Origin of the sequence: Streptomyces sp. WG7, from assembly GCF_049975785.1 — a bacterium.
Lineage (GTDB): Bacteria > Actinomycetota > Actinomycetes > Streptomycetales > Streptomycetaceae > Streptomyces.
In genome coordinates this window covers 71,479-93,367 of sequence record NZ_JBNGGE010000034.1, presented here as the reverse complement: position 1 = coordinate 93,367, position 21,889 = coordinate 71,479, and the positions used below count along the sequence as shown (strand labels likewise).

The window sequence follows — 21,889 nt, the reverse complement described above, 5'->3', positions numbered from 1 at the left end:
CCCGCGGAGCGGGTACCCTATCGCTGCGCGATAGGCAAGCGAACACCCGTGCTGCGCACGGGTGTTGCGCTCACGCTCCGCGTGAGCGCTGGCGGGACGCTGCGCGTCCCGCTCACCAACCCGGCTGCGCCGGGTTGGTGACGCCCTGTCCGCTGCGCTCCTGGGGCTGGGTGGCTTCCGCTGCGCTCCAGCCACCTGGTGGCGCTACGCGCCACCAAAGCCGGGCCCGCTGCGCGGGCCGGCCAACGGGCCTGCGGCCCGTGCGCCTATGGGATTCGGGCTCGTGTGATCCGGAACGGGTTGTCAGCAGACCACCTGCTCCGCCCCGTGGCGGGCACCATCGGGCCCGGCTGACCCGCGGTAAGGGTGACGGGTCCTCAGGCGTGAGCGTGACGGCGGGTACTCGGCAGCTTGTGCGGGGCAGCGTGGTGCATGGGCCGGCCTGTCGCGGGAACGGCGAGGCGCCGCAGGGCAAGGGTCGCGGTGACGAGCAGTACGGTGAAGACAGCCAGGAGGAGGACAGACACCCACATTTGGCGGTTCCCCGGGGCCTGCCAGCCGGTCCAGGCCGCGGACCCTGCCCACAAGAGGGTGGCCGCAGCGTAGAAGGAGCGGATACGGCGTAGTTGCCGCACGGCCCGCAGGAACTGGATGCGCTCGGTCTTCGGTGCCATGCGGCACCGTGTACCCCGATGCGCGATGCCCACCGGGGTCGGACAAGATCTTGAGTGGGGGTTCTGTCGAGGAGTCTCGCAAGTCTGCATCTCAATGTGATGCAGCATGTAGCATTGGCGGATAGCGGGGGGCACCCGGCAGCGGAGGTCGGGGGCGTATCGGCCTCGGCGCGTTAGGTCCGTGGCCCGTCTGCTATCTGACAGCCAAGGCCCAGCAAGGCCGGTGGAGAGGGGAAGGGCGCCATGGGTTCCGATGCGCTGAGGCCGAGCTCCTGGCCTGAGGTGGAGCCGTGGATACCGGCGCATCAGGCCGTGGAGATCAGTGAGTACGAGACCCTTTCCATGCTCCTGGATGCTGGGGCGGATCCGAACGAGGTGTGCTTCGGGCTCACGCTGCTGACTCATGCGATCGACCTGGAAAGGGACAGTCACCTGCAGTCGGGGGTTCCCCTGCACACGGCCGGCACGGCGATCGTGCTGGCCTACGGTGCCGATCCACGCCGGCCGTCTTCCAGCGGGGAAACTCCGTTGCAGTTCGCCGAGAGCTACGATCACGAGCCGGCCAAGCGACTGCTCCAGCGCTTCCTCGCACCGGCGGAAGCTCCAGGTAGCGGGCGTGGATGTGATCGCGGGTCTTCTGTTGAGGTGGAGTCGTGGGCGCCCGCGCGTAGGGCCGTGGAGATGAGTGACTACGAGACCCTCACCGCGCTCCTGGACGCTGGGGCCGACCCGGATGAGGTGTGCTTCGGGGACACGTTGCTGACCCACGCGATCGGCCTGGAAGGGGAGGGCCATGTGCAGATGGATTACCCGCTGAACACGGCCTCCACGGCGATCCTGCTGGCCTACGGTGCCGACCCACACCTGCCGGCCATCGACGGCGAGACTCCCCTGCAGGTCGCCGAGTACTACCACCACGAACCGATCAAGCGACTCGTCCAGCGCTTCCTCGCCCTCACCCCGGCCAAATCCGCAGGGAGCACGCGTGACGAATGATCGGGGGCTTTCGCCACTCGGCCCGGATTCCCCTTACAGCAACGCCTCGATCTACGCGGACGCAGAAGCCGTCCCGCGGATCGTGCGCCGGCTTCGAGACACCCTCGGCCTCAAGGGCAGCGGTGCGGAGCTGACCATGGGGCCGGTGCGCGTGGAAGGCGAGCCCAACGACTACGCCACCGGCCGGCACGCCCATCCCTCCGACTTCCTTCAGTGGCCGACCGTGCTGGAGCGCGAGGCCTCCGCGAGGACGCCGGCCGAGGTGGTGCAGGCCGTCACGGCCGTGCTCGAAGCGCTGTGGCGTGGCGGCTTCAAGGCCGTAGCCACTTGCGGCTTCGAGGACGAGTTGCCTGCGCACGGCGGGATCGACAGGTACCCCCGCCCCGCTCCTGTTCTCGAGGGGGCGCGGTCTCTTCGAGCACGGGCACGTGGTGGAAGAACCTGATCTCGCTCGGAAAAAGGAAAGGTCGAAATCTGTGATCAGCCTCCGGGAACATCAGGTGACCCAGAAAACGGCCATTCGGGAATGGGTCAAATTCTTTGCAAGATCGTCTGTTCCCGAGCAGGGGGCGCGGGGCACGCTGGTGTCCGCGACCGGGTCGGGTAAGACGATCACTGCTGCCGCGAGCGCCCTGGAGTGCTTCCCGGGCGGGCGGATCCTGGTGACCGTGCCGACCCTGGACCTGCTCGCGCAGACTGCCCAGGCGTGGCGGGCGGTGGGTCACCGGGCGCCGATGGTGGCGGTGTGCTCGCTGGAGAACGACCCGGTGCTGAACGCGCTGGGGGTGCGCACCACCACGAATGCGATCCAGCTCGCGCTGTGGGCCCGAACCGGGCCCGTGGTCGTGTTCGCCACCTACGCCTCCCTGGTGGACCGCGAGGACCCGGAGGACCCGACGGGCCGGCGGACGGTCCGCGGGCCGCTGGAAGCCGCCCTGGCGGGCGGGGAACGGCTCTACGGCCAGCAGATGGCCCCGTTCGACCTCGCCCTCGTGGACGAAGCCCACTCAACCGCGGGTGATCTTGGTAGGCCGTGGGCGGCGATCCACGACAACGCCCGCATCCCGGCGCACTTCCGGCTCTACCTCACCGCCACCCCACGCATCCTCGCCTCACCCCGCCCGCAGAAGGGCGCGGGCGGGACAGAGGTGGAGCTGGCGAGCATGGCCGACGATCCGGACGGCACCTTCGGGGCGTGGCTTCCCGGCGCCGAACTGGGACTCTCGGAGGCGATCGAGCGGGGCGTCCTCGCCGGATTCGAGATCGACGTCCTCGAGATCCACGACCCCTCCCCCCTCGTCGGGGAGTCAGAGGAGGCGCGGCGGGGCCGGCGCCTGGCGCTGCTGCAGACCGCGCTGCTGGAGCACGCCGCGGCGTACAACCTGCGTACGGTCATGACGTTCCACCAGAAGGTGGAGGAGGCGGCGGCGTTCGCGGAGAAGCTGCCGAAGACGGCAGCCGGGCTGTACGCGCGAGATGCCTCGGACGAGGACCTGGCGGCCGCGGGCGAGCTGCCCGTCTCGTCGATCGGCGCGCAGCTGTACGAGCTGGAAGCCGGCCGGCACGTACCCCCAGAGCGGGTATGGTCGGCGTGGCTGTGCGGCGACCACCTCGTCACCGAACGCCGCGAAGCCCTTCGCCAGTTCGCCAACGGCATCGACGCCGACGGCCGCAGAGTGCACCGGGCGTTCCTCGCCAGCTGCCGCGTGCTCGGGGAAGGCGTCGACATTACCGGCGAGCGAGGCGTCGAGGCCGTCTGCTTCGCGGAGACCCGCGGCTCGCAGGTCGAGATCGTGCAGAACATCGGCCGGGCCCTTCGGCTGAACCGGGACGGTTCAACGAAGGTCGCGCGGATCATCGTGCCCGTCTTCCTCGAGCCCGGCGAAGACCCCACCGACATGGTCGCCAGCGCCTCGTATGCCGGGCTGGTCGCTGTCCTCCAGGGCCTGCGCTCCCACGATGAACGACTCGTCGAGCAGCTGGCCTCCCGCGCGCTCACCAGCGGCAAACGCAAGACCCATATCCAGCGCGACACCGACGGGCGGATCATCGCAACCAGTGGCGGGGACGCCGGCGAGGACCAGGAGGGCGGCACCGACGGTACGGTCGAGTCCCCATTGCTCCACTTCTCCAGCCCACGCGACGCGGCCACGATCGCGGCGTTCCTGCGCACCCGCGTCTACCGGCCGGAATCGCTGGTCTGGCTGGAGGGTTACCAGGCCCTGCTGCGCTGGCGGAAGGAACACGAGATCACCGGGCTCTACGCCGTCCCCTACGACACCGAGACCGAGGTCGGCGTCACCAAGGCGTTCCCCCTCGGCAGGTGGGTGCACCAGCAGCGAAAGGCACTGCGGGCCGGGGAGCTCGAACCGCGGCGCAAGAAGCTCCTCGACACACCGGAGGCCGGCATGGTCTGGGAACCCGGCGAGGAAGCCTGGGAGACGAAGCTCGCCGCGCTCCGGTCCTACCGGCGGGCCACGGGGCACCTGGCTCCACGACAGGACGCCCTGTGGGACGACCCCGCCGACGACAAGCCTGTCCCCATCGGTCAGCTCCTGGCGAATCTCCGACGCAAGGGCGGCCTCGGCAAGAACCCCGAACGCGCGCAGACGCGGGCCGCGCAGCTGACCGCGATCGACCCCGACTGGAACTGCCCCTGGCCCCTTGACTGGCAACGCCACTACCGCCACCTCGCCCACCTCGCCGCCGACGAACCCGGCGGCCACCTTCCCGACATCGCACCCGGCGTGCAGATCGATGGCGACGACATCGGGCGATGGCTCCAACGGCAACGCCGGGACTGGAGACTGCTGACCACCGAACAGCAGGAACGGCTGACCAAGCTGAGCCTGAAGCCTGTGGAAGCTCCGTCTCCGGCTCCGACGGCTAAGCGCTCGGCAAAGGGTCCGAGCAAAGCACAGCAGGCCTTCCAACGCGGACTGGCCGCCCTCGCCCAGTGGATCGAACAGGAAGGCGCCCAGCGGCCCGTCCCGCGCGGCGCGGTCGTCGAGATCACGGTCGACGACGAAGCGATGCCAGTGAAGTTGGGGGTGTGGCTTTCGAACGCACGAGCGAGACGCGACAAGCTCACCGCCGAGCAGCTGGACGCGCTGCGGGAGCTGGGCATGGACTGGGCGGGCGCGGTGCCGGTCGTCGACGCCCCCGGAGCCGTCTGCACCGTAGCCCGCGCCGCCGGCGGCCCCGAAGAGGCGGCCGGTGCGGGAGCACTACGAGGAGTGTGACAAGGAGCTGTACGAGGGCGGGAACTGCACCTGCTGGTCCATCAAGTGGTTCGGCCGCCCTCCGAGCGGGAGGGCTACGGAGACGACCTCTGACCGCTCCCCCACCGCCGTACGAGACCCCGGGCCCGTCGACAGGGCCCGGGGTCTCGTGCGTCACACGGTGCAGGGCGGCGGTGTGGAAGTCCGCTACGAGCGGCGCGGGCTGGTGACTCGGACCTCCGCCAGGACGACGCCGGTCACCGGGTCGCGGTGCACCGGGACGTACAGGCCCCAGTCGGCGCCACCGGCCGTGAGCCAGCTTCCGGCCCACGAGGCGTCGGTGGTCTCCAGCACGCGACCGGCGAGCGGGCCACCCTGGAATCGGACGATCACAGCAGTACCTCCTCCGGCGAGACTTTCTCGCCTCGCCCCCTGGTGGAGGGTCATGTCCCTTGTCGTGGTGTAGGCGATCAGTCGTCTGGATGTGGCGGGCAGGACGATCGTGTCGTCGGGATAGAGGGCGTCCATGCTCTCGTTGGAGAGGTAGCGGCGGGGGAAAGCGATCCATTCGTCGTGGAGTTCGGCGAGGACGGCGGTGGCCAGGCGGAGGACGGCGGCCGGGTTGGGGAAGACCTGGACGACGTCGCTGCGGCGTTTGATCTCCCGGTTCAGCCGCTCGAGCGGGTTCGTGGACTGGATCTTCTTCCAGTGCTGGTGGGGGAAGTCCGCGAACGCGGTCAGGTCCTCCTTCGCCTCCAGCAGCATCTCTCTGACCTTGGGGAACTGCCGGCCGAGCATGTCGGCGACGGTGTCAAGCTGGGTGCGGACCGCGTCCGCGGTGGGCTGGGCGAAGATCGTGCGGACCGTGGCGGCGACCATCTCCGCCGAGCCTTTCGGGATCACGGCGAAGACATTGCGGACGAAGTGGACCCGGCAGCGCTGCCAGGCGGCGCCGGGCATGACTTTCCGGATCGCTTTGACCAGGCCGCTGTGGCTGTCGGAGATGACCAGGCGGACGCCACTGAGGCCGCGTTCGCGCAGGTGACGCAGGAATTGGGCCCAGAAGGCTTCGGTCTCGCTGTCGCCGACCATGACGCCGACGACTTCGCGGCCGCCGTCCTGGGTGACGCCGGTGGCGATGACGACCGCCTGCGAGACGATGCGGTGGTCGACGCGGGCCTTGACGTAGGTGGCGTCGAGGAACAGGTAGGGGAACCGGATGTGGTCCAGCGGCCGGGTGCGGAAGGCGTCGAGCTGTTCGTCCAGGTCCGCGCAGATCCGGGAGACCTCGCTCTTGGATATCCCGGTGTCGGAGCCGAGGGCTTTGACCAGGTCGTCAACGGAGCGGGTGGAGACGCCGTGGACGTAGGCTTCCATGATGACCGCGTAGAGGGCCTGATCGATGCGCCGTCGGCGTTCGAGGAGGCTGGGGAAGAAGCTTCCGGCCCGCAGTTCGGGGATGGCGAGTTCCAGGTCGCCGGCCTGTGTGGTCACCGTCTTGTCGCGGTGGCCGTTGCGCCAGGTGGTGCGGGTGTCGGCGTGTTCGCCCCACTCGGCGCCGGTCTTTGTGGTGGCTTCGGCCTCGATCAGTTCCTGCAGCAGCCTTTCGGCGACCTCGCGGACGAGTTCAAGACCATCGGCCGAACGTAGTGACTCAAGCAGGCGAAGTAGGTCATGCTGGGACAAGGCTACCGTGCACCCCCTGGGGTCGAACTGCCCGTTCACTCCGGACAGTTGCACGGTGGCCTGCCAGTTGAGCAGGGAGCAGACACCGACAGACGGTGCACCCCAGGGAGCAGAACCCGCGCACTCAACCGCGAAGATCCCCTACACCACACAGCGGGACGCCATCGTGCCCGGGACGACGACCTTGCGGCCGTGGGGGTGTCCGCGAGCGTCCATGACTCGACGGCGGTCCGGACTTGGAGCACGCGGGCGTAGGCTCTCAGGGATGCGGATAGGCGACTTGTCCAAGCGCACGGGCGTGAGTCCGCGCTCACTGCGGTACTACGAAGAGCAGGGCCTGCTGACCAGCTCACGCTCCGACGCGGGGCAGCGTCACTATTCCGATGCTGCGGTCCAGCGCGTTTCGCTCATCCGACAGCTGTTCGACGCGGGTATGTCCAGCAGGGTGATCGCGACTGTGCTGCCGTGTGTGGACGTTCCGGGTGACCTGGGCGTCGCTGAGGAGACGTTCACGGCGATGATGCGCGAGCGCGACCGGATCGACGCCGACATCGCGCACCTGATCGAGACCCGGGATGCAATCGACGTGCTGATCAGGGCCAACAGCCGGCACCGGGCGGAGCTGTCCACGGCCCCGGAACCGGTGGCACAGTCGACCTGATGCTGTGATCTGCGTCTCATCCGGTTGCCCCTTACGCCAATGTCAGAGGTGAGGATGGCGACAACGCCCGGAATCACCGGGCGGTTATACGAGAGGCGGCGCAAGATGGGTCAGGCGTGGGGTTTCGGCAGGTATGGCGGGCCTGAGGTGCAGGAGTTCTTCGATCGTCCCGACCCTGTCCCCGGTCGCGGCGAGGTGCTGATCCGGGTCGACGTCGCCGGCGTGAATCCCCTCGACCACCTTCTGCGCTCGGGTCTGGTCGACGGGCTCGACGGCGGGCGTCCGTTTCCCCGCGTGCTGGGTATGGAAGCAGCCGGAACGGTTCTCGCCCGGGGCGAGGACGTCAACGGGCTCGAGGTGGGTGACGCGGTCTTCGGCTTCGCACTCACCGGTGGCGGCACCTACGCCGAGACGACGGTGCTGTCCGCACCGAACACCGCGCGCATCCCGGAGGGTCTGTCCGCGACCGTGGCGGCAACGCTGCCCGTAGCCGGGACGACCGCGGTGGACGTGCTCGACCAGCTCAGCCTCCCGGCCGGTGCCACGGTCCTGGTCAACGGAGTCGGGGGCGGGGTCGGCCTCGCCGTCGCCCGACTGGCCATCGGGCGCGAGCTGCGTGTGATCGGCACCGGGAGTACAGCCAAACGCGAGCACGCCGAGGCCATCGGGGTGCGGTTCATCGACTACACCGCCGAGGACGTCGCCGCCGCGGCACGCGAGCTGGTTCCGGACGGCTTCGACGGGATCGTCGACCTGGCCGGAGGCACCTCGCTGCGGACGGTCGCTCCGCTGGCCCAGCATCCCCGCAACGTCATCGCTGTGGGTGATATGTCTGTGCCCGATCTCGGTGGGCGTTTCGTCGCTCGTCGCGTCGACCGCGAGAACCTGGAACGGTCAGCCCGGCTGGCCCTCGACGGACTCCTCGCACCCGTGATCACCTCGGTCCACCCGCTCTCCGACGCCCCGGCCGCCCTCGCCACCGTCGAGAACGGTCACACCTCGGGCAAGGTTGTCATCAAGGTGGCATGAGGAATGCCCGGCCGCCCGACGCTGTCGACGGTCCATTGCGGACTGACGGGAACCCGTGGTCAGCGCATCATCAGCTGAGCACGTTCACCTGTACGGGACGGGGTTGAGCACGTTCAGGCGTACGCCGACACCACAGGAGCATCGTTGGTTCCCCGTCCTGCCGCACTCGACCTGCCTCATGCTCTGGTCGAGTGGGTATCGATGCTCATCGTCACCCGTGAGGGCGACCGACGCTGCAAGCTCCCGCCCCACCAGCGCGCCCTCGTCGGTCTGGTCTACCTGCGCCGGCACGACACGCTCACGCAGATCGCCGCCGGCTTCGGCATATCCGTCGGGACCGCCTACGCCTACGTCACGGCCGTCGTCGATCACCTGTCCCGCCGGGCACCCGGTCTGCTGCGGGTCCTGCGCGAGACGGATCCTGATCACGTCCTGCTCGACGGGACGCTCGCCGAGTGCGATCGGGTCGGCGACAGCCGGGCCGACTTCTCCCAGAAGCACCGCCGTCACGGCGTGAACGTGCAGGTCGTGGCCGATCCCACCGGCAAGCTGCTGTGGATCTCACCCGCGCTGCCCGGCCGCACCCATGACCTGACCGCGGCCCGCACCCACCGCATCATCCGGATCTGCGAACGCCAGGGCGTCCCCGTGCTCGCCGACCGCGCCTACAGCGGGGCCGGCCCCTGGGTGACCACGCCCATCAGACGGCTTCCCGGCCAGGACCTCACCACAACCCAGCAGACAGTCAACCGAGCCCTGTCAGTGGCACGAGCACCGGTCGAACGAAGCATCGCGCGACTCAAGTCCTGGCAGGTCCTCCGCCGGGCCCGCTGCAGCCCCAACCGGATGACCGTCATCGCCGCAGCCATCCTCACCCTGGAACGTCAACGCTGATAAATCTCATTGCCGTTCCAGGGTCAGGACGGATCGGCAAGGGCCGACATCCAGTTGGGAACCGTCTCACGACCAGACAAGCCGACCTTCGGTGAACCGACAGACCGGATAGCTTCCATCGGCGATCCTCGTCAGCGTCTCCGCCACGGAGTCGAAATACTGGGCCATCGATTCGTACTCACCCGTGACCGTGACCTCACCCACGAACCAGCTGCCGACGCGGCCGTCCCGCACATCGATGAACTTTCCCATCCAGCCGTCCTGGTCCGACAGGAAGGGGATCCACTCGTTACGCCAGAATGGATTGTCCGGCTGGTCCGGAGGGTCGAATCCACCGGGCATCGAGCGGTTCGCGTAGAGCCTCTCCATCGCCCGGATGCCCAGAAAGAAGCTTCCCTCGTCGGGGAACCCGTCGAAGCCGCAGCATGCCACTTCGTCGTCGACGTCTTCCTCCGACAGATCCAGATTGTTCTGCAACAGCCACGTCCGCAGGTCCCCATGCAGGGAGATCCCCATCCGTTCCTCGGCTGCCGCGAGCATCTGCTCCGTAGCGGGCCCTGGCAGATCCGCGTGATCGGCCGGCGCGTGCTCCCGAAGAAGACTCATCACACGCGACCAACTCTCAGCCACACTCATCGCCCTCTGCCCTCTCCACAGGGATGTCTCCGACCGACTACGCCACTGCGGAGGTTGGGAAGTACCGGCCGGAGAACCTTGCAGGGATGCTACTTCGAGCATGCGTTCCGTCCCTCCCCACGATCATCTTCCGCCCCGAGCGCAGGGTCGGCCCCCAGCGAAGTGGCCGCCCGCGACTTTTCACAGACAACCCGCTATGCCCGGCGGGCCCAGCCCAGGAGCTTCCAGGACTCAAGCGAGGGCCACGGCGTCACCCCGGAGTGGCGAAGCTGAAAACACTCACTGCGTCCTCGGACGGCGAACCACCGCCAACGAAACTCATCCAGCCCGTCAGGTGTCCTCACTGGAGCTCCCTCGCCACTCCACTGCCGGCTCCGAGTCTCGCGGGCATCCCTACGGTTGTCCTTCAAACCATAGGAACTGCCACTGCCACTGCCACGACAGCCGACCCACCCCCACACCGGCCGGAAAACAGCAGCCGCTTGGTCACCTCATGACAGCAGGCCCGCCCGCAACTATCCCCATGACCAGGCACCCAGCACCCTCTCCCGCTGACACCAGCCCAATGCCACCAACGCGCCCGCTCACACCCCCAGGTCGACAGCTCCTCCGTGCCCGCCGGCCGGAGGACTTCCTCCGCCACCGCTTTGGCGACGGGTGCCCCCTGTGTGCGAACGACTACACCTCGGCCCGGCATCGGCTGGGGCCTGCCGCTTCGCCGCGGTGAGGTAGCCAACGCCTATCTGTGGCGCAGCGGGGCGCGTCCGCGGCTACTGCGTGCTCATCCAGCGCGGCGCCCCGCACGTCGCCGAGCCCACCGACCTGCCGGAAGCCGACGCCGCCGCCTACTGGCGCGACACCCTCGCGCTCGGCAAGGCCCTGACGGCCTTCTACGAGCTGGTGAAACTGAACTACTCCACCCTCGGCAACGTCGTGCCCCACCTGCACAGCCACGTCTGTCCCCGGTACGCCGGTGACACCGATCCAGCGACGAAGCCGACGTTGGTGACGTACTCGTACTGGCCCACTGGGAGCCGAGGTCGACGATCGTGTCCTGCCATGCGGCGTCGAGACTCCGGTGGTCGCCGCCTGCCAGGAGCCGACGATGCGGTCCCAGCGGCACACGTTCATCGTCCGCTGTTCCACCATGCACTGCAGCGGCTGCGGTACCTGGCACTGGTTGATCGGGTGGATCTCCACTCGCGTCCCGCGTCCGTCGCGGTTGAGGCGCCTGAGGAGGTGACGGGCGACGTTGTGCCGGCGCACCGTTCGGTAGGCCTGGTCGATGCGTTCGAGGTTGGTCTTGGAGGGGCGGCATTCGCCCTTCAGCCAGGCTTTCAGCGTCCGGTGGGTCACGGTGAGTCCGGCGTCCTGCGCGGTTTTCAGGGGCTGGGGCGACTTCGTGAGGTAGTGCAGGCGCGCCATCCAGCCGCGTTTGGCGGTCACGGGGGTGGCGATGCCGCTCGCGAGTTCGTCGAGCTCGCGTGCGACGGCGTCGCTGCCCTTGATGCCCCGGGCGCCGAACCTCCCGGAAGCGACGGGGACCGTCTTGTTCACGCGGAAGCCGGCGGGCAGCTCGCGTGGGCGTCCCGCCTCGCCGCCCGGGTGTCTCTTCAGCCGCCCGGCCGGACAGGCATCGCGGGCACGCGAGGTCTGATCAACCGGCCGGCCGGCCACGATACGGCGTGGCCGGACCGTTCAGCGTGCCCCGCGCAGCCGTCGCACGGGCGACCGGAAGTTTCCTCGCGCCGAGGAGGGCCGACAGCGGCACGCACTGTCCCGGGCCGCGCTGCGGGTCGGACGCCTGTGCGATCACCACGCCGAGCGGGACTCCGGAGATCGCAGACGCGGTCTTCCCAGCGCTCTGACCAGGATGAACCAGTCCCCGAGATACGCAGTGTGACGGCGGTGAGCAGATCCACCGGCCGCCTCCGGGGGGGAACTGAGCGGTCGTTGGCAGCCCGGGCTCCAAGGTGTCCACCACTCGGGGGCAGGTCCCGGCCGGCCCGGCAGTGCCATCCGGTCCGGTCGTCGGACGCGGCGAACGGCGTCGCCGGGCCGTGGGAACTCTCATCCCCGAGGTGCCCCCGGGTCAGCGGTCACCTCTTCTCGATTCCGCCCTCCGCGGACCGCCTGTCGCGATCCGCACACGAGCACAACCTGCCGACGAGGGACAATGGAGGGGTGGGGCCACGCACACGCCGCCCCCCGCCGCAGGCCGAACCAGGAGTCACCGTCTTGTCCGAGCGCACCTCGTACGCCGCCCACCCCGACCTGCAAGCCGACTGCGGCGCCTGCTTCGGTCTGTGCTGCGTGGCGCTGCCCTTCTCACGTTCGTCGGACTTCCCGGTGAACAAGTCCGCCGGCACACCCTGCGGAAACCTCCAGGAGGACTTCCGCTGCGGCATCCACGAGCGGCTGCGCGACAAGGGCTACAGCGGCTGCACGGTGTTCGACTGCTTCGGCGCGGGCCAGAAGGTTTCCCAGGTCACCTTCGAGGGCGTCAGCTGGCGCGAGGATCCGGACTCGGCCCGCGCGATGTACGAGGTCTTCCCCGTTGTGCGCCAGCTCCAGGAGCTCCTGAAGTACACCGCGCAGGCCCTGGACCTGCCCTCGGCCCGGCCCGCCCACCGGGACCTGCGCCGCGCGTACGACCAGATCGACGCGCTCACCCGGGACACGGCCCAGACCTTGCTCGCTGTCGACGTGGACGCGCTGCGCGGCGAAGTGAACCCGCTGCTCCTGCGCGCCAGTGAACTGGCCCGCGCGGCGGTCCCGGGGCGCAAGAAGAACCACCGGGGCGCCAACCTCATCGGCTCGCGGCTTCGCGGCGCGAAGCTGCGCGGCGCCAGCATGCGCGGTGCTGTCCTCATCGCGGCCGACCTGTCCGACGCCGACCTGCGCGACGCCGACCTGATTGGCGCGGACATGCGGGACACCAACCTGTGCGGGGCAGACCTGCGCGGCGCGCTGTTCCTCACCCAGCCTCAGCTGAACGCCGCGCGGGGCGACGCCCGCACGAAGGTCCCCCACCCCTTGGAGCGCCCGTCGCACTGGGCGGCCTGAAGCGTGTTGCGGAAGGCTGCGTCCGGGCAGGCCCGGGCAGACTGCCGGAGCCGGTCCGGTCACGCGGCGAGGGCAAGGCCACGCAGGCGGGCGACGGCCCGGACGGCGTCGTGGGGGCCGGTGCCGCGCTGTCGTGCGTCGCGGAGCATCTTGAGTGCTTCGTGCGGAAGGCGTGCTCCACACGGGTTCTGATCCTGCGGTGTCCGGCCTTGTCCCCCGCCCGGCAGCAGGGGCCTCCGGGGCCTGGCGCCCTCGTAATGCGCAGTCAGGCCGGAGTCCCGCCAGGCCTCCGCGTCCGCGGTGGTGCCGGGCCCCGGACGCGCCGCAACGGCCACCGGCTTCCCGCAAGCCGCCTGACGTGTCCCTCCCCGCCCGGCTACGCCGGGTACTCTCCTGCTTCCCTCCTCGTCTCGTGCCGCTGGTGCCTCCGGCCGCACTACTGTGACCTGCGAACTCTTATCCAGCCAGGGCCGATGGCAGCCGCGGCGGTTCCACCGGGACCGGCCGCCGGGGGTCCCTGCGACCGGTGCCACTACAAGGAGCACGGGATGACCGAGGGTGTGCTCCCCCAGGAACAGATACCGCTGTTCAACCCCTTCGCCAAGGGGTTCACCGAATTCGTATCCGCAGTACGCGACGCTCCGCGAGACCGCCCGATCTATCCGCACCCCCTGGGTTCTGGGTGGTCACCCGGTACGAGGACGTGTTCGGCCTGCTGCGCTCGGGCGCGTCGGTCGAAGTGCGCAACGTCGACTCCAGCGGGCCGGAGAGCCGGCGTCAGAAGGAGACGCCGCGTTGTTGCCGAACTGGTTGATCGCGGACGCGCCCCGGTAGTCGGGGCCTAGCCGTGCCTGAGGAAGTGACGAAGGAGCCGCTGGCGCTCAGGTCGACGAAGTAGTGGCGCGCCGGGTCGCGGAACGCGGTTGCCATCAGCTCGTCGAAGCGCACGCGCCCTCGGACGACGTCCCACGCGTAGTCGTCCCATCCGGGCAGCGCCGCGCCGTCCAGCTCTCCCGCGTACGCGCACGAATACACCGGCAGGCTGGGCAACTTCACCGCTACCGCGTGTCCCAGGCTCCGGCACTCGTGGCGGATGCCGTCGACGAGCCCGGAGTGGAAACCGTGGCGCACCGGAAGGCGGACGGCGATCACCCCTTCCCGGTCGAGCACGGCGCGGGCCTCGGTGACACGCTCCGCCTCCCCGCCGATGACGAAGTTGCCGGTGGTCTCGGTGGGGAAGTCGACGCCCGCCAGGGCGAGACCGGTGAACAGGTCGCGCCGCCGCCGGTACAGGGACGGCGGGGCGAGGACGCCCACCATGCCGCCGGGGCAGCAGCGCGACTCGAGGAGATGGGCCTGCTTCATCACTAGGTCGAGGCCGTCCTCGAAGGACATCGCCCCGGCGACGGTGGCCGCGACGTACTCGCCGAGGCTGTGGCCGAGGACCGCGTCGGGCCGAAAGCCCTCCGCTCGCGGCGGGCTGCGTGACGATCTTGAGCAGCAGTCTCTCGTAGATGGCCGCGAGCTCCCGGGCCGTGCTCCGGGCATACGGGTCGGTGCTGTACTCCAGGTAGCCGCGCAGCCCTTCGGAGGTCTCCCGGACGACGAGGTTGAGATCGAACTTCGCCGTGCCGCTGTCGGTGGGCAGGGGGAGGAAGCCGAGGCCTGCGGGATCCGCCGGGGCGGCCTCGGCGGCGGGCACCAGGTTGAACATGACCTGGAAGAGCGGCGAGTGCGCCGGGCCCCGCTCGGGCACCAGGGCCGTGACGAGGCCGGCGAACGGGACGTCCTTGTACTGGTGGGCGGCCGCGGTGACCTGCCGGGCCTGCGCGAGGAGTTCGCCGAAGGCCCGCTCGGGCCGCACGTCCAGGCGCATGACCAGCACGTTGACGAAGTAGCCGACGAGGCGCTCCGGCTCGGGGCGGGGCCGGTTGGTCACCGGTGAGCCGATGGCGAGCTCCCGGTCGTCGGTACGGGCGCCGAGCAGCGTCGCGTACGCCGACAGGAGCGTCAGGTAGAGCGTGCCGCCGTGCTCGTTGCCGACCCGCTTGAGCTGGTCGAGCACGGCGGCGGGGACGTCCACCTCGACCGATGAGCCCTGGTACGACTTGGTCCCGGGCCGCCGGTAGTCGGTGCGCAGCGCGGTGCGGGCCGGCAGGCCCGCGAGCTGGGAGCGAGGTGAAGACGGCGTAGGCCCGATGCTCGGGAGTGAGACCGAGCCCGGCACGCGTCAGGTCGTCCTCGGGACGGCCGGCAAGCAACTGCGTGCCGTCCCCGGCACGTTCACCGGTATCGAGGTGGACGCCCTGCAGACGCTCACCCCCACCCGCGCCGGCGAACAACCCCGCCGGCAGACAGGACTGGCTGAGCACGATACGACACCGGAATACGCAACCAGGGCACGGATACGCTCCCGCGGGTAGTCCGGGTCGATGGGCACATAAGCGCCACCCGTCTTGAGAATACCGAGCAGACCGGTCACGAGCTCCACAGAGCGCCGGGCACACACCGACCAGGACATCCGGACCGACACCGTGCTCACGCAGCCAATGCGCAACACGGCTCGCACCAGCATTAACCTCGGCATACGTGACACGCTCCTCACCACACTCAACAGCAACAACACCAGGACGCAACCGAACGTGCTCCTCGACGTCCCACCGCCGACCTCACGCGAGCTCGTTAATATGACTTTCCCTCATCGTCTGGTCTTGTTTCTCCATGGCCGGATAAATTGATAAAGGCGAAAGGCTCATGCCGTTCGGGCCTCATTCGCGGTCGGCCCCATCCCCTCGCGTTCCCGCTCTTTCGCACTGCACCTGCTCACCCGACCGCTCGCCCCGTCCAGGAGCGTCAGAGAATCAGGAGGGTGACAGATGAGCGCCGATGCACAGTCCGCGGGAGCGAACTCCGTGAACATCTTGGAGCAACTCGACGAACAGCTTCGAGCAGCTCCGGGAATCGGTCAGTTCACCAACGCCGCTGATCGTTTCGTCAGAGGCGAGATCAGCAAGGAGGAAGCGACCGAGCAGATGATGTCGTTCCTGCGGGGAGACATCTCGGACCGGAGCGTGGAGCGGGAACGGCTGCTGGAACTGGCCGCCGATGTCCAGCCTCTGTGCGGCACCGTGTCGATCACGATCCTCACCCTGACGTCCTGCTCCGTCGTGCTCAGCTGCTTCGGATGCTGAACCGACGCCAGTTCCGCCGGGCTGGTGCCGGCCGCCGGCTCCGACGGAAGAGGGGTGACGGACCGTGCCCGGCGCCGTGACACGGCCGGCGGCGCCGAAGACGACGACTCCCCCGTCTCCGGCCGGGAGGGAGCGGCTGGGCGTCCTCGTCCCTTCCGGGACGGACCTGGTGGACGAACTGTCCGCGCTCCGGCTGCTGGTGGAGCTGGGAGAGCTGGACACCCGACTGGTGCTGAGCCCTCACCTCACGATCGAGGACCGTTCTCGGCGCAGCCGATGTCTGATCGTGCGCGCCGACGGCCGGGGATGGGTGCTCAAGCAGGGCACGACCGCCGACACCGCGGGCGCGGTCCGGCACGAGATCCAGGTCTACCGTGCTCTCGCCCGAGGGACGACGCGCCTGCCCGTACCGCGGCTCGTACACGCGAACCCGAGGCGCTCGCTGCTCGTCGTCGCCCACCTCGACGGGCTGCCGCTTTGGGAGGCCGAGCACCGGCTCGGCGGCTCCGACGACACGCACCCGCGTCTCGCCGGCGCCCTGGGAAGCGTACTGGCCAGGACGCACCGCTGGCACGATCCCGCTCTGCTGCCTCCTCAGCCGGCGCCCCCGGTACTCACCGTTTTCCGGCCCGGACTGGACAGCGTGGGCTACCGCAGCAGCGCCTCGCTCGCCCTCACCGGCCTGCTGCAAGAACACCCGGCCCTGTGCGACGCGCTCGCGGCGCTGAGCCGCGACTGGCGACCCAGCGCACTGACGCACAACGATCTGCGCAGTGACAACCTCGTCGTCGACCCGGACGACGGCACGGTCCATCTGATCGACTGGGAGCTGGGCGGTCGGGGAGACCCGTACTGGGACCTCGCGGGCCCCTTGGCGGAACGCCTCTGCTGGTGGCTGACCGACGGCGAGTTGTGGGTACCGGGCGCGGAAGCGGTCACCACGCTGACGCCGGTGCGCCGGTTCACCGCGGCCTACCTCGGGACCTATCGGAGCCATCGGAGGGAGGACATCGACCCGCTGGTGCTTGTGCGGTGGTGCGCCGCGCGGCTGGTCCAGGCGGCGTTCGAGACCGTGCAGCAGTCCGCCTTCGTCACCGCGGCGGCGCGCCAGCTCCTGCAGTTGGCGGCCAACACCTTCGCCCGGCCGGCCGCCGCCGCCCACTGCCTCCTCGGACTGGCCCCGGAGGGACGATGAAGCACTCTGGTCACGTCCGGCAGGTGAGGGCCGCGGCAGGCGCGGTACGTATCGGTGACGACGACCGTGTCACCTGGTGCGGCGCGCCCACGCAGTCGCTGCGCGTGACGCATCCCGCGGTGACCGACGACGCCCTCACGCTGCACCTGTCCCAGCTGCTGTACCAGGCGTTCTATGTGTTCGGCGAGCCGTTGGCGGACCTCGGGGAGGTGGACCGCCCGGCACCCCGCAGCGCCTCCGCCCGCTTCTGTGAACGGCTCGTCCGGGCCAACGCCGGCAAGGGCACCTGGCGTTGGAAGGCACCTCTGCTGCGGCGGGAGGCGGACGGGGACGGCGTCGTGCGATGCGCCGGGGTGGACTTCCTGGTGCCCGGCACGATCGCGGAAACGGCCGGGGACGACGGCCGCCTGGAACTGGACATGCCCGGGGTCCTGCTGACCTCCCCGGGCTACCTGCTGTTCCTGGGCGACTCCGGACCGCGCCCGCGGCACGCCGAACGCGTCCTGCGCTTCTACTGGAACGTCACCGCCGAAGGCGCGCCCGAGCTGGTGGCGGCCCTCACCGAAACCCTCAACACGGCGGCGATCCCGTTCGAGTTCAAGGTCCGGCACACCGACCAGCCCTGGCCCCGGCGGGCCGACCCGGCCGTGCTGTACCTGAGTGCCTCGCACGCCGAAGCCGCGTGGCCGCTGCTGGAGGACGTCCGTGAGCGGGTCGGGCCGTGGCTGCGCCCAGCCGCACCCGCGCTGACACTGCGGCTGGGCCGGGGGCTGGCCGCGGCCGAGGACCCCGGTCACGACACCAGCTTCGGCATGCACCGTTCGCGCCTCGTCGCCCGCGGCCTGGTCGCCGCCCACCGCGCGGGACACGACGAGCTGCCCCGCCGTGTCGGCGCCGTGTCCGACGCGTTCGAGGAGGCCGGCCTGTCCCTGCACGCCCCCTACCTCAACCCGGACAGCCCGGGGCTGGACTTCCTCCGCCGCTCCCGCGCCACGGGGCCGCGGCCTCCTCGTACCCCGACCCGTCTCCCGTCCACCCCCGGGGAGACAAGGCCCGACAGCGCTCTCCCTCACCCCCGGCCCTCTCTCGGCGGGGGCCACGGGGAACGGCACGGCGGCACTCCCGACTGGCTCGCGGAGGCGGACGCCCTGGGCGAGCGGATCACCCGACAGGCCCTGTGGCACCACGGCCACTGCACCTGGCTGGGGGCACCGGCCACCGGCTCCGCCCGCCTGTGGAAGCCGGCCGGCCCGGAGCTGTACGACGGGCTGTCCGGGATCGGGCTGCTGCTGGCCGCGCTGTCGCGGCGGACCGGCTCCGCGGCGCACCGCCGCCACGCCTACGGCGCCCTGCGCGCGGCACTGGGCCAGGCGGGTGCCGCACCCGAGACGCCCGGACTGTACGCGGGTACCGCCGGTGTCGGATGGGGCGTCGCCCTGGCCGCCCGGGAGCTGGCCGACGACACCCTGTTCACGGCCGGCGCGGACCTCACACGGCGTTCGGCCACCTGCTTCCTCGGCGGCGCGCGGGAGGTCCGTTGCGAGTTGCTCTACGGCACGGCGGGCACGGTCCTCGCGCTCCTCGGCACCCACCGGCTCGGCGCGCCGGGAGCGGCGGAGGTGGCCGTGGAGCTGGGGCACCACATGGTGCGGGCGGCATCCCGGGACGGTGCGGGACTCCGGTGGGACGACCCGGACGGCGGGTGCCCCGCCCCGGTCGGACTGGCGCACGGCGCTTCCGGCGTCGCCCTGGCTCTGGCCGAACTGACCGAGGTCACCGGCGACCCCGCGTGGTGCGAGGCCGCCGAGGCCGCCTGCGCCTACGAGCGCCGCTGGTTCGACCCCAGGAAGCGGAACTGGGCGGATCTGCGCGACGCCGGAGACGGGCTCGCGAGCGCACGCCGGGACCGCTACCAGTGGTGTTACAAAGCACCCGGTATCGCCCTGGCCCGGTCCCGGGTCGCCCGGGTGAGCACGGACCCCGCCCTCGTGGAGGAGACGGCCGTCGCGGTGCAGGCCACCCACCGGGCCGCCGCCGCGTTCCCGCGCCATGGTCACGACGTGTCCCTGTGCCACGGCGCCGCGGGGCTCGCCGACCTGCTCACCCTGCTGCCCCCGACACATGCCCCGGCGCGACGCGCCGTCAGGGACCGCCTGCTGACCGCCGCGCTCTGCGCCTACCGCGACCCCGGCCCCTGGCCGTCCGGGTGCGGGCTGCTGACCGGAGCGGGCGGCGTCGCCCACGCCAGTCTGCGCGCTGCCCATCCCGACGTCGTCTCCGTCCTGCTGCCCATTCCCCTGTGAAGGGGCCGGTCGATACGGGTCCAGGGCAGGGCCCTGCACGGACATCGCCGGTATGCGGTGTTCCGACACCACCGGAGGCGGTGGGCCTTTCCTTACCGCCCCGAAATCGGCGCGCATTCACCTCGGCGCATCGCAGGATATCCCCTCACCCCCTTTTCGAACGCATTTTCAGTTTCCTTCTCCGGCTCCATGGAGGTCGCCGCGCCGGTCCGTTTCCTCCGTGCGCCCCGGGCCGATCTCCGCGGGCGGACAGGTAAAGAAAGAAAGTGCCGGGAGCGCGAAATGGACACCACCATGCTTCCGCGCGCTGCCCGACAATTCGTTAACGCGCCTGCGGCGACGGGGAGACAGCGTTCAGGAACGCTGAGCGTCGGGCGTCTTCCGTGGGCGTCCGCTGAAACAGAAAGGAGGTGAAAGCCGTGAAGAAGACCTATGAGCCCCCGACTCTGATCGAGCGCGGCGCATTCGCGACCGCGACGGCCGGATTCGGCCGGTTCTTCGCCGACCAGCTGGTCGGCCGATTCATCCCGTAAGGCGCAACATGATCGAGAAAGGCACCCGGCATCGTCATGGAACACTTTGTGGTGGCACCTGATCACGAAGCTGCCTCTGCGGTCGGGTGCCTTTCCTGGAAAGCGACCCACACCATCGACCACCCCTCCGGCAGACCATGGGTCCTGGCCCGCCTCGTGTCCTCGTCCCTGGTCCGAATCCGGGCCGACGGGAACACCGTCGTCCTGATCGGTCCCGGCGATCCCACCACGCCGGCCCTCACGCGCGCGATCGCGGCCTGCCGCACGGCCGCGGACCTCGACCAGGTGGTGACGGCGCTGCCCGGTCTCTTCCACGTGGTAGCCGCCATCGGCGGTGACGGGGTACGCGTCCAGGGAACCGCCTCGGGGACCAAGCAGGTCTTCTACACGCGCTGCCGCGGCGCCTGGTGGGCGGCCGACCGCGCCAGGACCCTGGCCGGGATGGCGAACGCCTCACTCGACACCACCGCCCTCGCCCTGCGTCTGCTGGAACCCGTGCCCCACCCCCTGGCCGAACGACCCCTGTGGACGGGTGTCCACCCCGTTCTCCCCGGTACCTGGCTCCACCTCGGCCGCGCGGAACCCCGGGTACACCCTTGGTGGCGGCCACCTCAGCCGCAGACTCCGCTCGCGGCCGGCGCCCGGGAGGTGCGAGAGGCTCTGCGGTCCTCGGTGCGGCACCACGTCCGTGACCGCACACGGGTGAGCAGCGAGCTGTCGGGGGGTTTCGACTCCACCGCGCTGATGTTCCTGGCGGCGCGCGAAGGGCCGGTGGTCGCGGTGACCGCAGCGAGCCGCGACCCCTTGGACGACGACACGGAATGGGCCCTGCTGGCCGCGCGGCACTGCGGGCGGGTCGATCACCGCGTCGTCCCGGCACACGACGTGCCGCTGGTGTACGCGGACCTCCGTCGGGCGGTCGAGCCGCTGGACGAGCCTTCCATCGCCGTCGCCAGCCGGGCGCGCGTGCTGGCCATGACCGAACCGGGCCGCGCCGAGGGAGCGGACGTCCACCTGACCGGGCACGGAGGTGACCACCTCTTCGTCGGCCTGGCGACCTTGTGCGCGGATCTGCTGCCCCGTCACCCCTGGCTGGCCGCCCGGCGGATCAGGGCCTACCGCGGCATGTTCCGGTGGCCGCGAACCGAGATCGCGCGCCAGCTCCTCCTGCGGGTGCCGTATCGCAGATGGCTGGCCTCCCACGGCGTCTCCGGGACGGGAGCCGACCCCCGCCATCCGATCCTGACCTGGGGGCTGGGAGCGACGATCCCGCCCTGGACCACGGCACACGGCGCCGGCCTCATCCGTGACGCGATCCGCCAGGAGGCCCGTACGGCCCGCGCACTGGCGCCCGGGCCGGGCCGCCACCTGGAACTCGACGGGCTGCGCGACGGGGCCCGCCTGGTGCGGGCACTGACCGACATCACGGCCTGCGCCGGCCTCCCCCTCTCCGCGCCGTTCTTCGACGACCGGGTGATCGAGGCGGCCCTGCGCGTACGGATACAGGACAAGGTCCAGCCCCACCGCTACAAACCGCTGCTCGCCGAAGCGATGCGTGACGTCGTTCCCGAGGCATTGCTGCGCCGGTCCACGAAGGGCGTGGGGAACTTGGCCCAGGCGCTGGGCCTGCGCACTCATTCGCACACGCTGGTGGGGATGTGGAGCGACTCCCGCCTGGCCGACCTGGGACTGGTCGACGCGGCGCGTCTGAAGTCCTTGTGCCGGGTTCCCGATTCACCCGAGTTCGATGACGGAGGGCTCCTGACCACGGTCGCCTGCGAAACATGGCTGCGCACCCTGTGAG

General features: G+C 70.2%; 16 protein-coding genes and 4 pseudogenes. 13 read left to right on the top strand and 7 right to left on the bottom strand.

Features of this window, described 5'->3' with window-relative positions; all coding sequences use genetic code 11:
- Positions 1–377: 377 nt before the first annotated feature.
- Positions 378–674 (bottom strand): hypothetical protein, encoded by a 297-nt coding sequence (locus tag ACP4J0_RS27815; protein ID WP_426601462.1) that lies wholly within the window; start codon positions 672–674, stop codon positions 378–380.
- A 312-nt stretch (positions 675–986) separates the two neighbouring features.
- On the opposite strand from ACP4J0_RS27815, the gene ACP4J0_RS27810 reads away from it, so the two are divergent.
- From ACP4J0_RS27810 to ACP4J0_RS27800, 3 genes are read left to right on the top strand one after another with little or no spacing between them, the layout of a single operon-like run.
- A complete protein-coding gene (locus tag ACP4J0_RS27810) occupies positions 987–1,670 on the top strand; it encodes an ankyrin repeat domain-containing protein (protein ID WP_426601461.1) in 684 nt (227 codons plus the stop codon).
- Positions 1,660–2,115: a hypothetical protein gene (locus ACP4J0_RS27805; RefSeq protein WP_426601460.1), complete on the top strand. Its 456-nt coding sequence runs from the start codon at positions 1,660–1,662 to the stop codon at positions 2,113–2,115. Before ACP4J0_RS27810 ends, ACP4J0_RS27805 begins: the two co-directional genes overlap by 11 nt.
- 31 nt (positions 2,116–2,146) lie before the next feature.
- Positions 2,147–4,912 (top strand): Helicase associated domain protein, encoded by a 2,766-nt coding sequence (locus ACP4J0_RS27800; protein ID WP_426601459.1) that lies wholly within the window; start codon positions 2,147–2,149, stop codon positions 4,910–4,912.
- Positions 4,913–5,371: 459 nt separating this feature from the next.
- On the opposite strand, the pseudogene ACP4J0_RS27795 reads toward ACP4J0_RS27800, so the two are convergent.
- Positions 5,372–6,577: pseudogene (locus tag ACP4J0_RS27795) on the bottom strand (IS256 family transposase); the annotation flags it as partial.
- A gap of 265 nt (positions 6,578–6,842) precedes the next feature.
- Between ACP4J0_RS27795 and ACP4J0_RS27790 the strand changes: the two are divergent.
- From ACP4J0_RS27790 to ACP4J0_RS27780, 3 genes are all read left to right on the top strand, one after another.
- Positions 6,843–7,238 carry a MerR family transcriptional regulator gene (locus ACP4J0_RS27790; RefSeq protein WP_426601458.1) on the top strand — a complete coding sequence of 132 codons (396 nt, stop codon included), beginning with the start codon at positions 6,843–6,845 and terminating at the stop codon, positions 7,236–7,238.
- A gap of 147 nt (positions 7,239–7,385) precedes the next feature.
- Positions 7,386–8,267 carry an NADP-dependent oxidoreductase gene (locus tag ACP4J0_RS27785; RefSeq protein WP_426601457.1) on the top strand — a complete coding sequence of 294 codons (882 nt, stop codon included), beginning with the start codon at positions 7,386–7,388 and terminating at the stop codon, positions 8,265–8,267.
- A gap of 144 nt (positions 8,268–8,411) precedes the next feature.
- Positions 8,412–9,161: a transposase gene (locus ACP4J0_RS27780; RefSeq protein WP_426601456.1), complete on the top strand. Its 750-nt coding sequence runs from the start codon at positions 8,412–8,414 to the stop codon at positions 9,159–9,161.
- 66 nt (positions 9,162–9,227) lie between these two features.
- On the opposite strand, the gene ACP4J0_RS27775 is transcribed toward ACP4J0_RS27780, so the two are convergent.
- Complete coding sequence (locus ACP4J0_RS27775; protein ID WP_426601465.1) at positions 9,228–9,767, bottom strand: SMI1/KNR4 family protein; 540 nt, start codon at positions 9,765–9,767, stop codon at positions 9,228–9,230.
- Between the two features lie 807 nt (positions 9,768–10,574).
- On the opposite strand from ACP4J0_RS27775, the pseudogene ACP4J0_RS27770 reads away from it, so the two are divergent.
- Positions 10,575–10,709, top strand: a pseudogene (locus ACP4J0_RS27770) (HIT family protein); the annotation flags it as partial.
- A gap of 74 nt (positions 10,710–10,783) precedes the next feature.
- Here ACP4J0_RS27770 and ACP4J0_RS27765 read toward each other — a convergent pair.
- Positions 10,784–11,354: pseudogene (locus tag ACP4J0_RS27765) on the bottom strand (hypothetical protein); the annotation flags it as partial.
- Positions 11,355–12,035: 681 nt separating this feature from the next.
- Here ACP4J0_RS27765 and ACP4J0_RS27760 point away from each other — a divergent pair.
- The gene (locus ACP4J0_RS27760) at positions 12,036–12,863 is read left to right on the top strand and encodes a pentapeptide repeat-containing protein (protein WP_426601455.1); all 828 of its coding nucleotides are present in this window, start codon (positions 12,036–12,038) and stop codon (positions 12,861–12,863) included.
- Between the two features lie 777 nt (positions 12,864–13,640).
- On the opposite strand, the gene ACP4J0_RS27755 is transcribed toward ACP4J0_RS27760, so the two are convergent.
- The 3 genes and pseudogenes from ACP4J0_RS27755 to ACP4J0_RS27745 all read right to left on the bottom strand — a co-directional run bounded on the left by ACP4J0_RS27755 (position 13,641) and on the right by ACP4J0_RS27745 (position 15,384).
- A complete protein-coding gene (locus tag ACP4J0_RS27755; protein WP_426601454.1) occupies positions 13,641–14,411 on the bottom strand; it encodes an acyltransferase domain-containing protein in 771 nt (256 codons plus the stop codon).
- A pseudogene (locus tag ACP4J0_RS27750) lies at positions 14,395–15,090 on the bottom strand (condensation domain-containing protein); the annotation flags it as partial. The gene ACP4J0_RS27755 and the pseudogene ACP4J0_RS27750, both read right to left, overlap by 17 nt.
- Positions 15,091–15,093: 3 nt before the next feature.
- A complete protein-coding gene (locus ACP4J0_RS27745) occupies positions 15,094–15,384 on the bottom strand; it encodes an AMP-binding protein (protein WP_426601464.1) in 291 nt (96 codons plus the stop codon).
- Positions 15,385–15,739: 355 nt separating this feature from the next.
- Here ACP4J0_RS27745 and ACP4J0_RS27740 point away from each other — a divergent pair, with 355 nt between their 5' ends.
- The 5 genes from ACP4J0_RS27740 (at position 15,740) to ACP4J0_RS27720 (ending at position 21,888) form a co-directional block, all read left to right on the top strand.
- On the top strand, positions 15,740–16,054 hold the full coding sequence (locus ACP4J0_RS27740; protein WP_426601453.1) for a hypothetical protein: 315 nt from the start codon (positions 15,740–15,742) through the stop codon (positions 16,052–16,054).
- Between the two features lie 76 nt (positions 16,055–16,130).
- Positions 16,131–17,249 (top strand): phosphotransferase family protein, encoded by a 1,119-nt coding sequence (locus ACP4J0_RS27735; protein ID WP_426601452.1) that lies wholly within the window; start codon positions 16,131–16,133, stop codon positions 17,247–17,249.
- Entirely contained in the window at positions 17,246–19,552 is a 2,307-nt protein-coding gene (locus ACP4J0_RS27730) for a lanthionine synthetase LanC family protein (RefSeq protein WP_426601451.1), read from the top strand. Before ACP4J0_RS27735 ends, ACP4J0_RS27730 begins: the two co-directional genes overlap by 4 nt.
- Before the next feature lie 419 nt (positions 19,553–19,971).
- On the top strand, positions 19,972–20,085 hold the full coding sequence (locus tag ACP4J0_RS27725) for a lasso RiPP family leader peptide-containing protein (RefSeq protein WP_426601450.1): 114 nt from the start codon (positions 19,972–19,974) through the stop codon (positions 20,083–20,085).
- Between the two features lie 156 nt (positions 20,086–20,241).
- Positions 20,242–21,888, top strand: coding sequence for an asparagine synthase-related protein (locus tag ACP4J0_RS27720; RefSeq protein WP_426601449.1), 1,647 nt, complete (start codon positions 20,242–20,244; stop codon positions 21,886–21,888).
- Position 21,889: the final 1 nt, after the last annotated feature.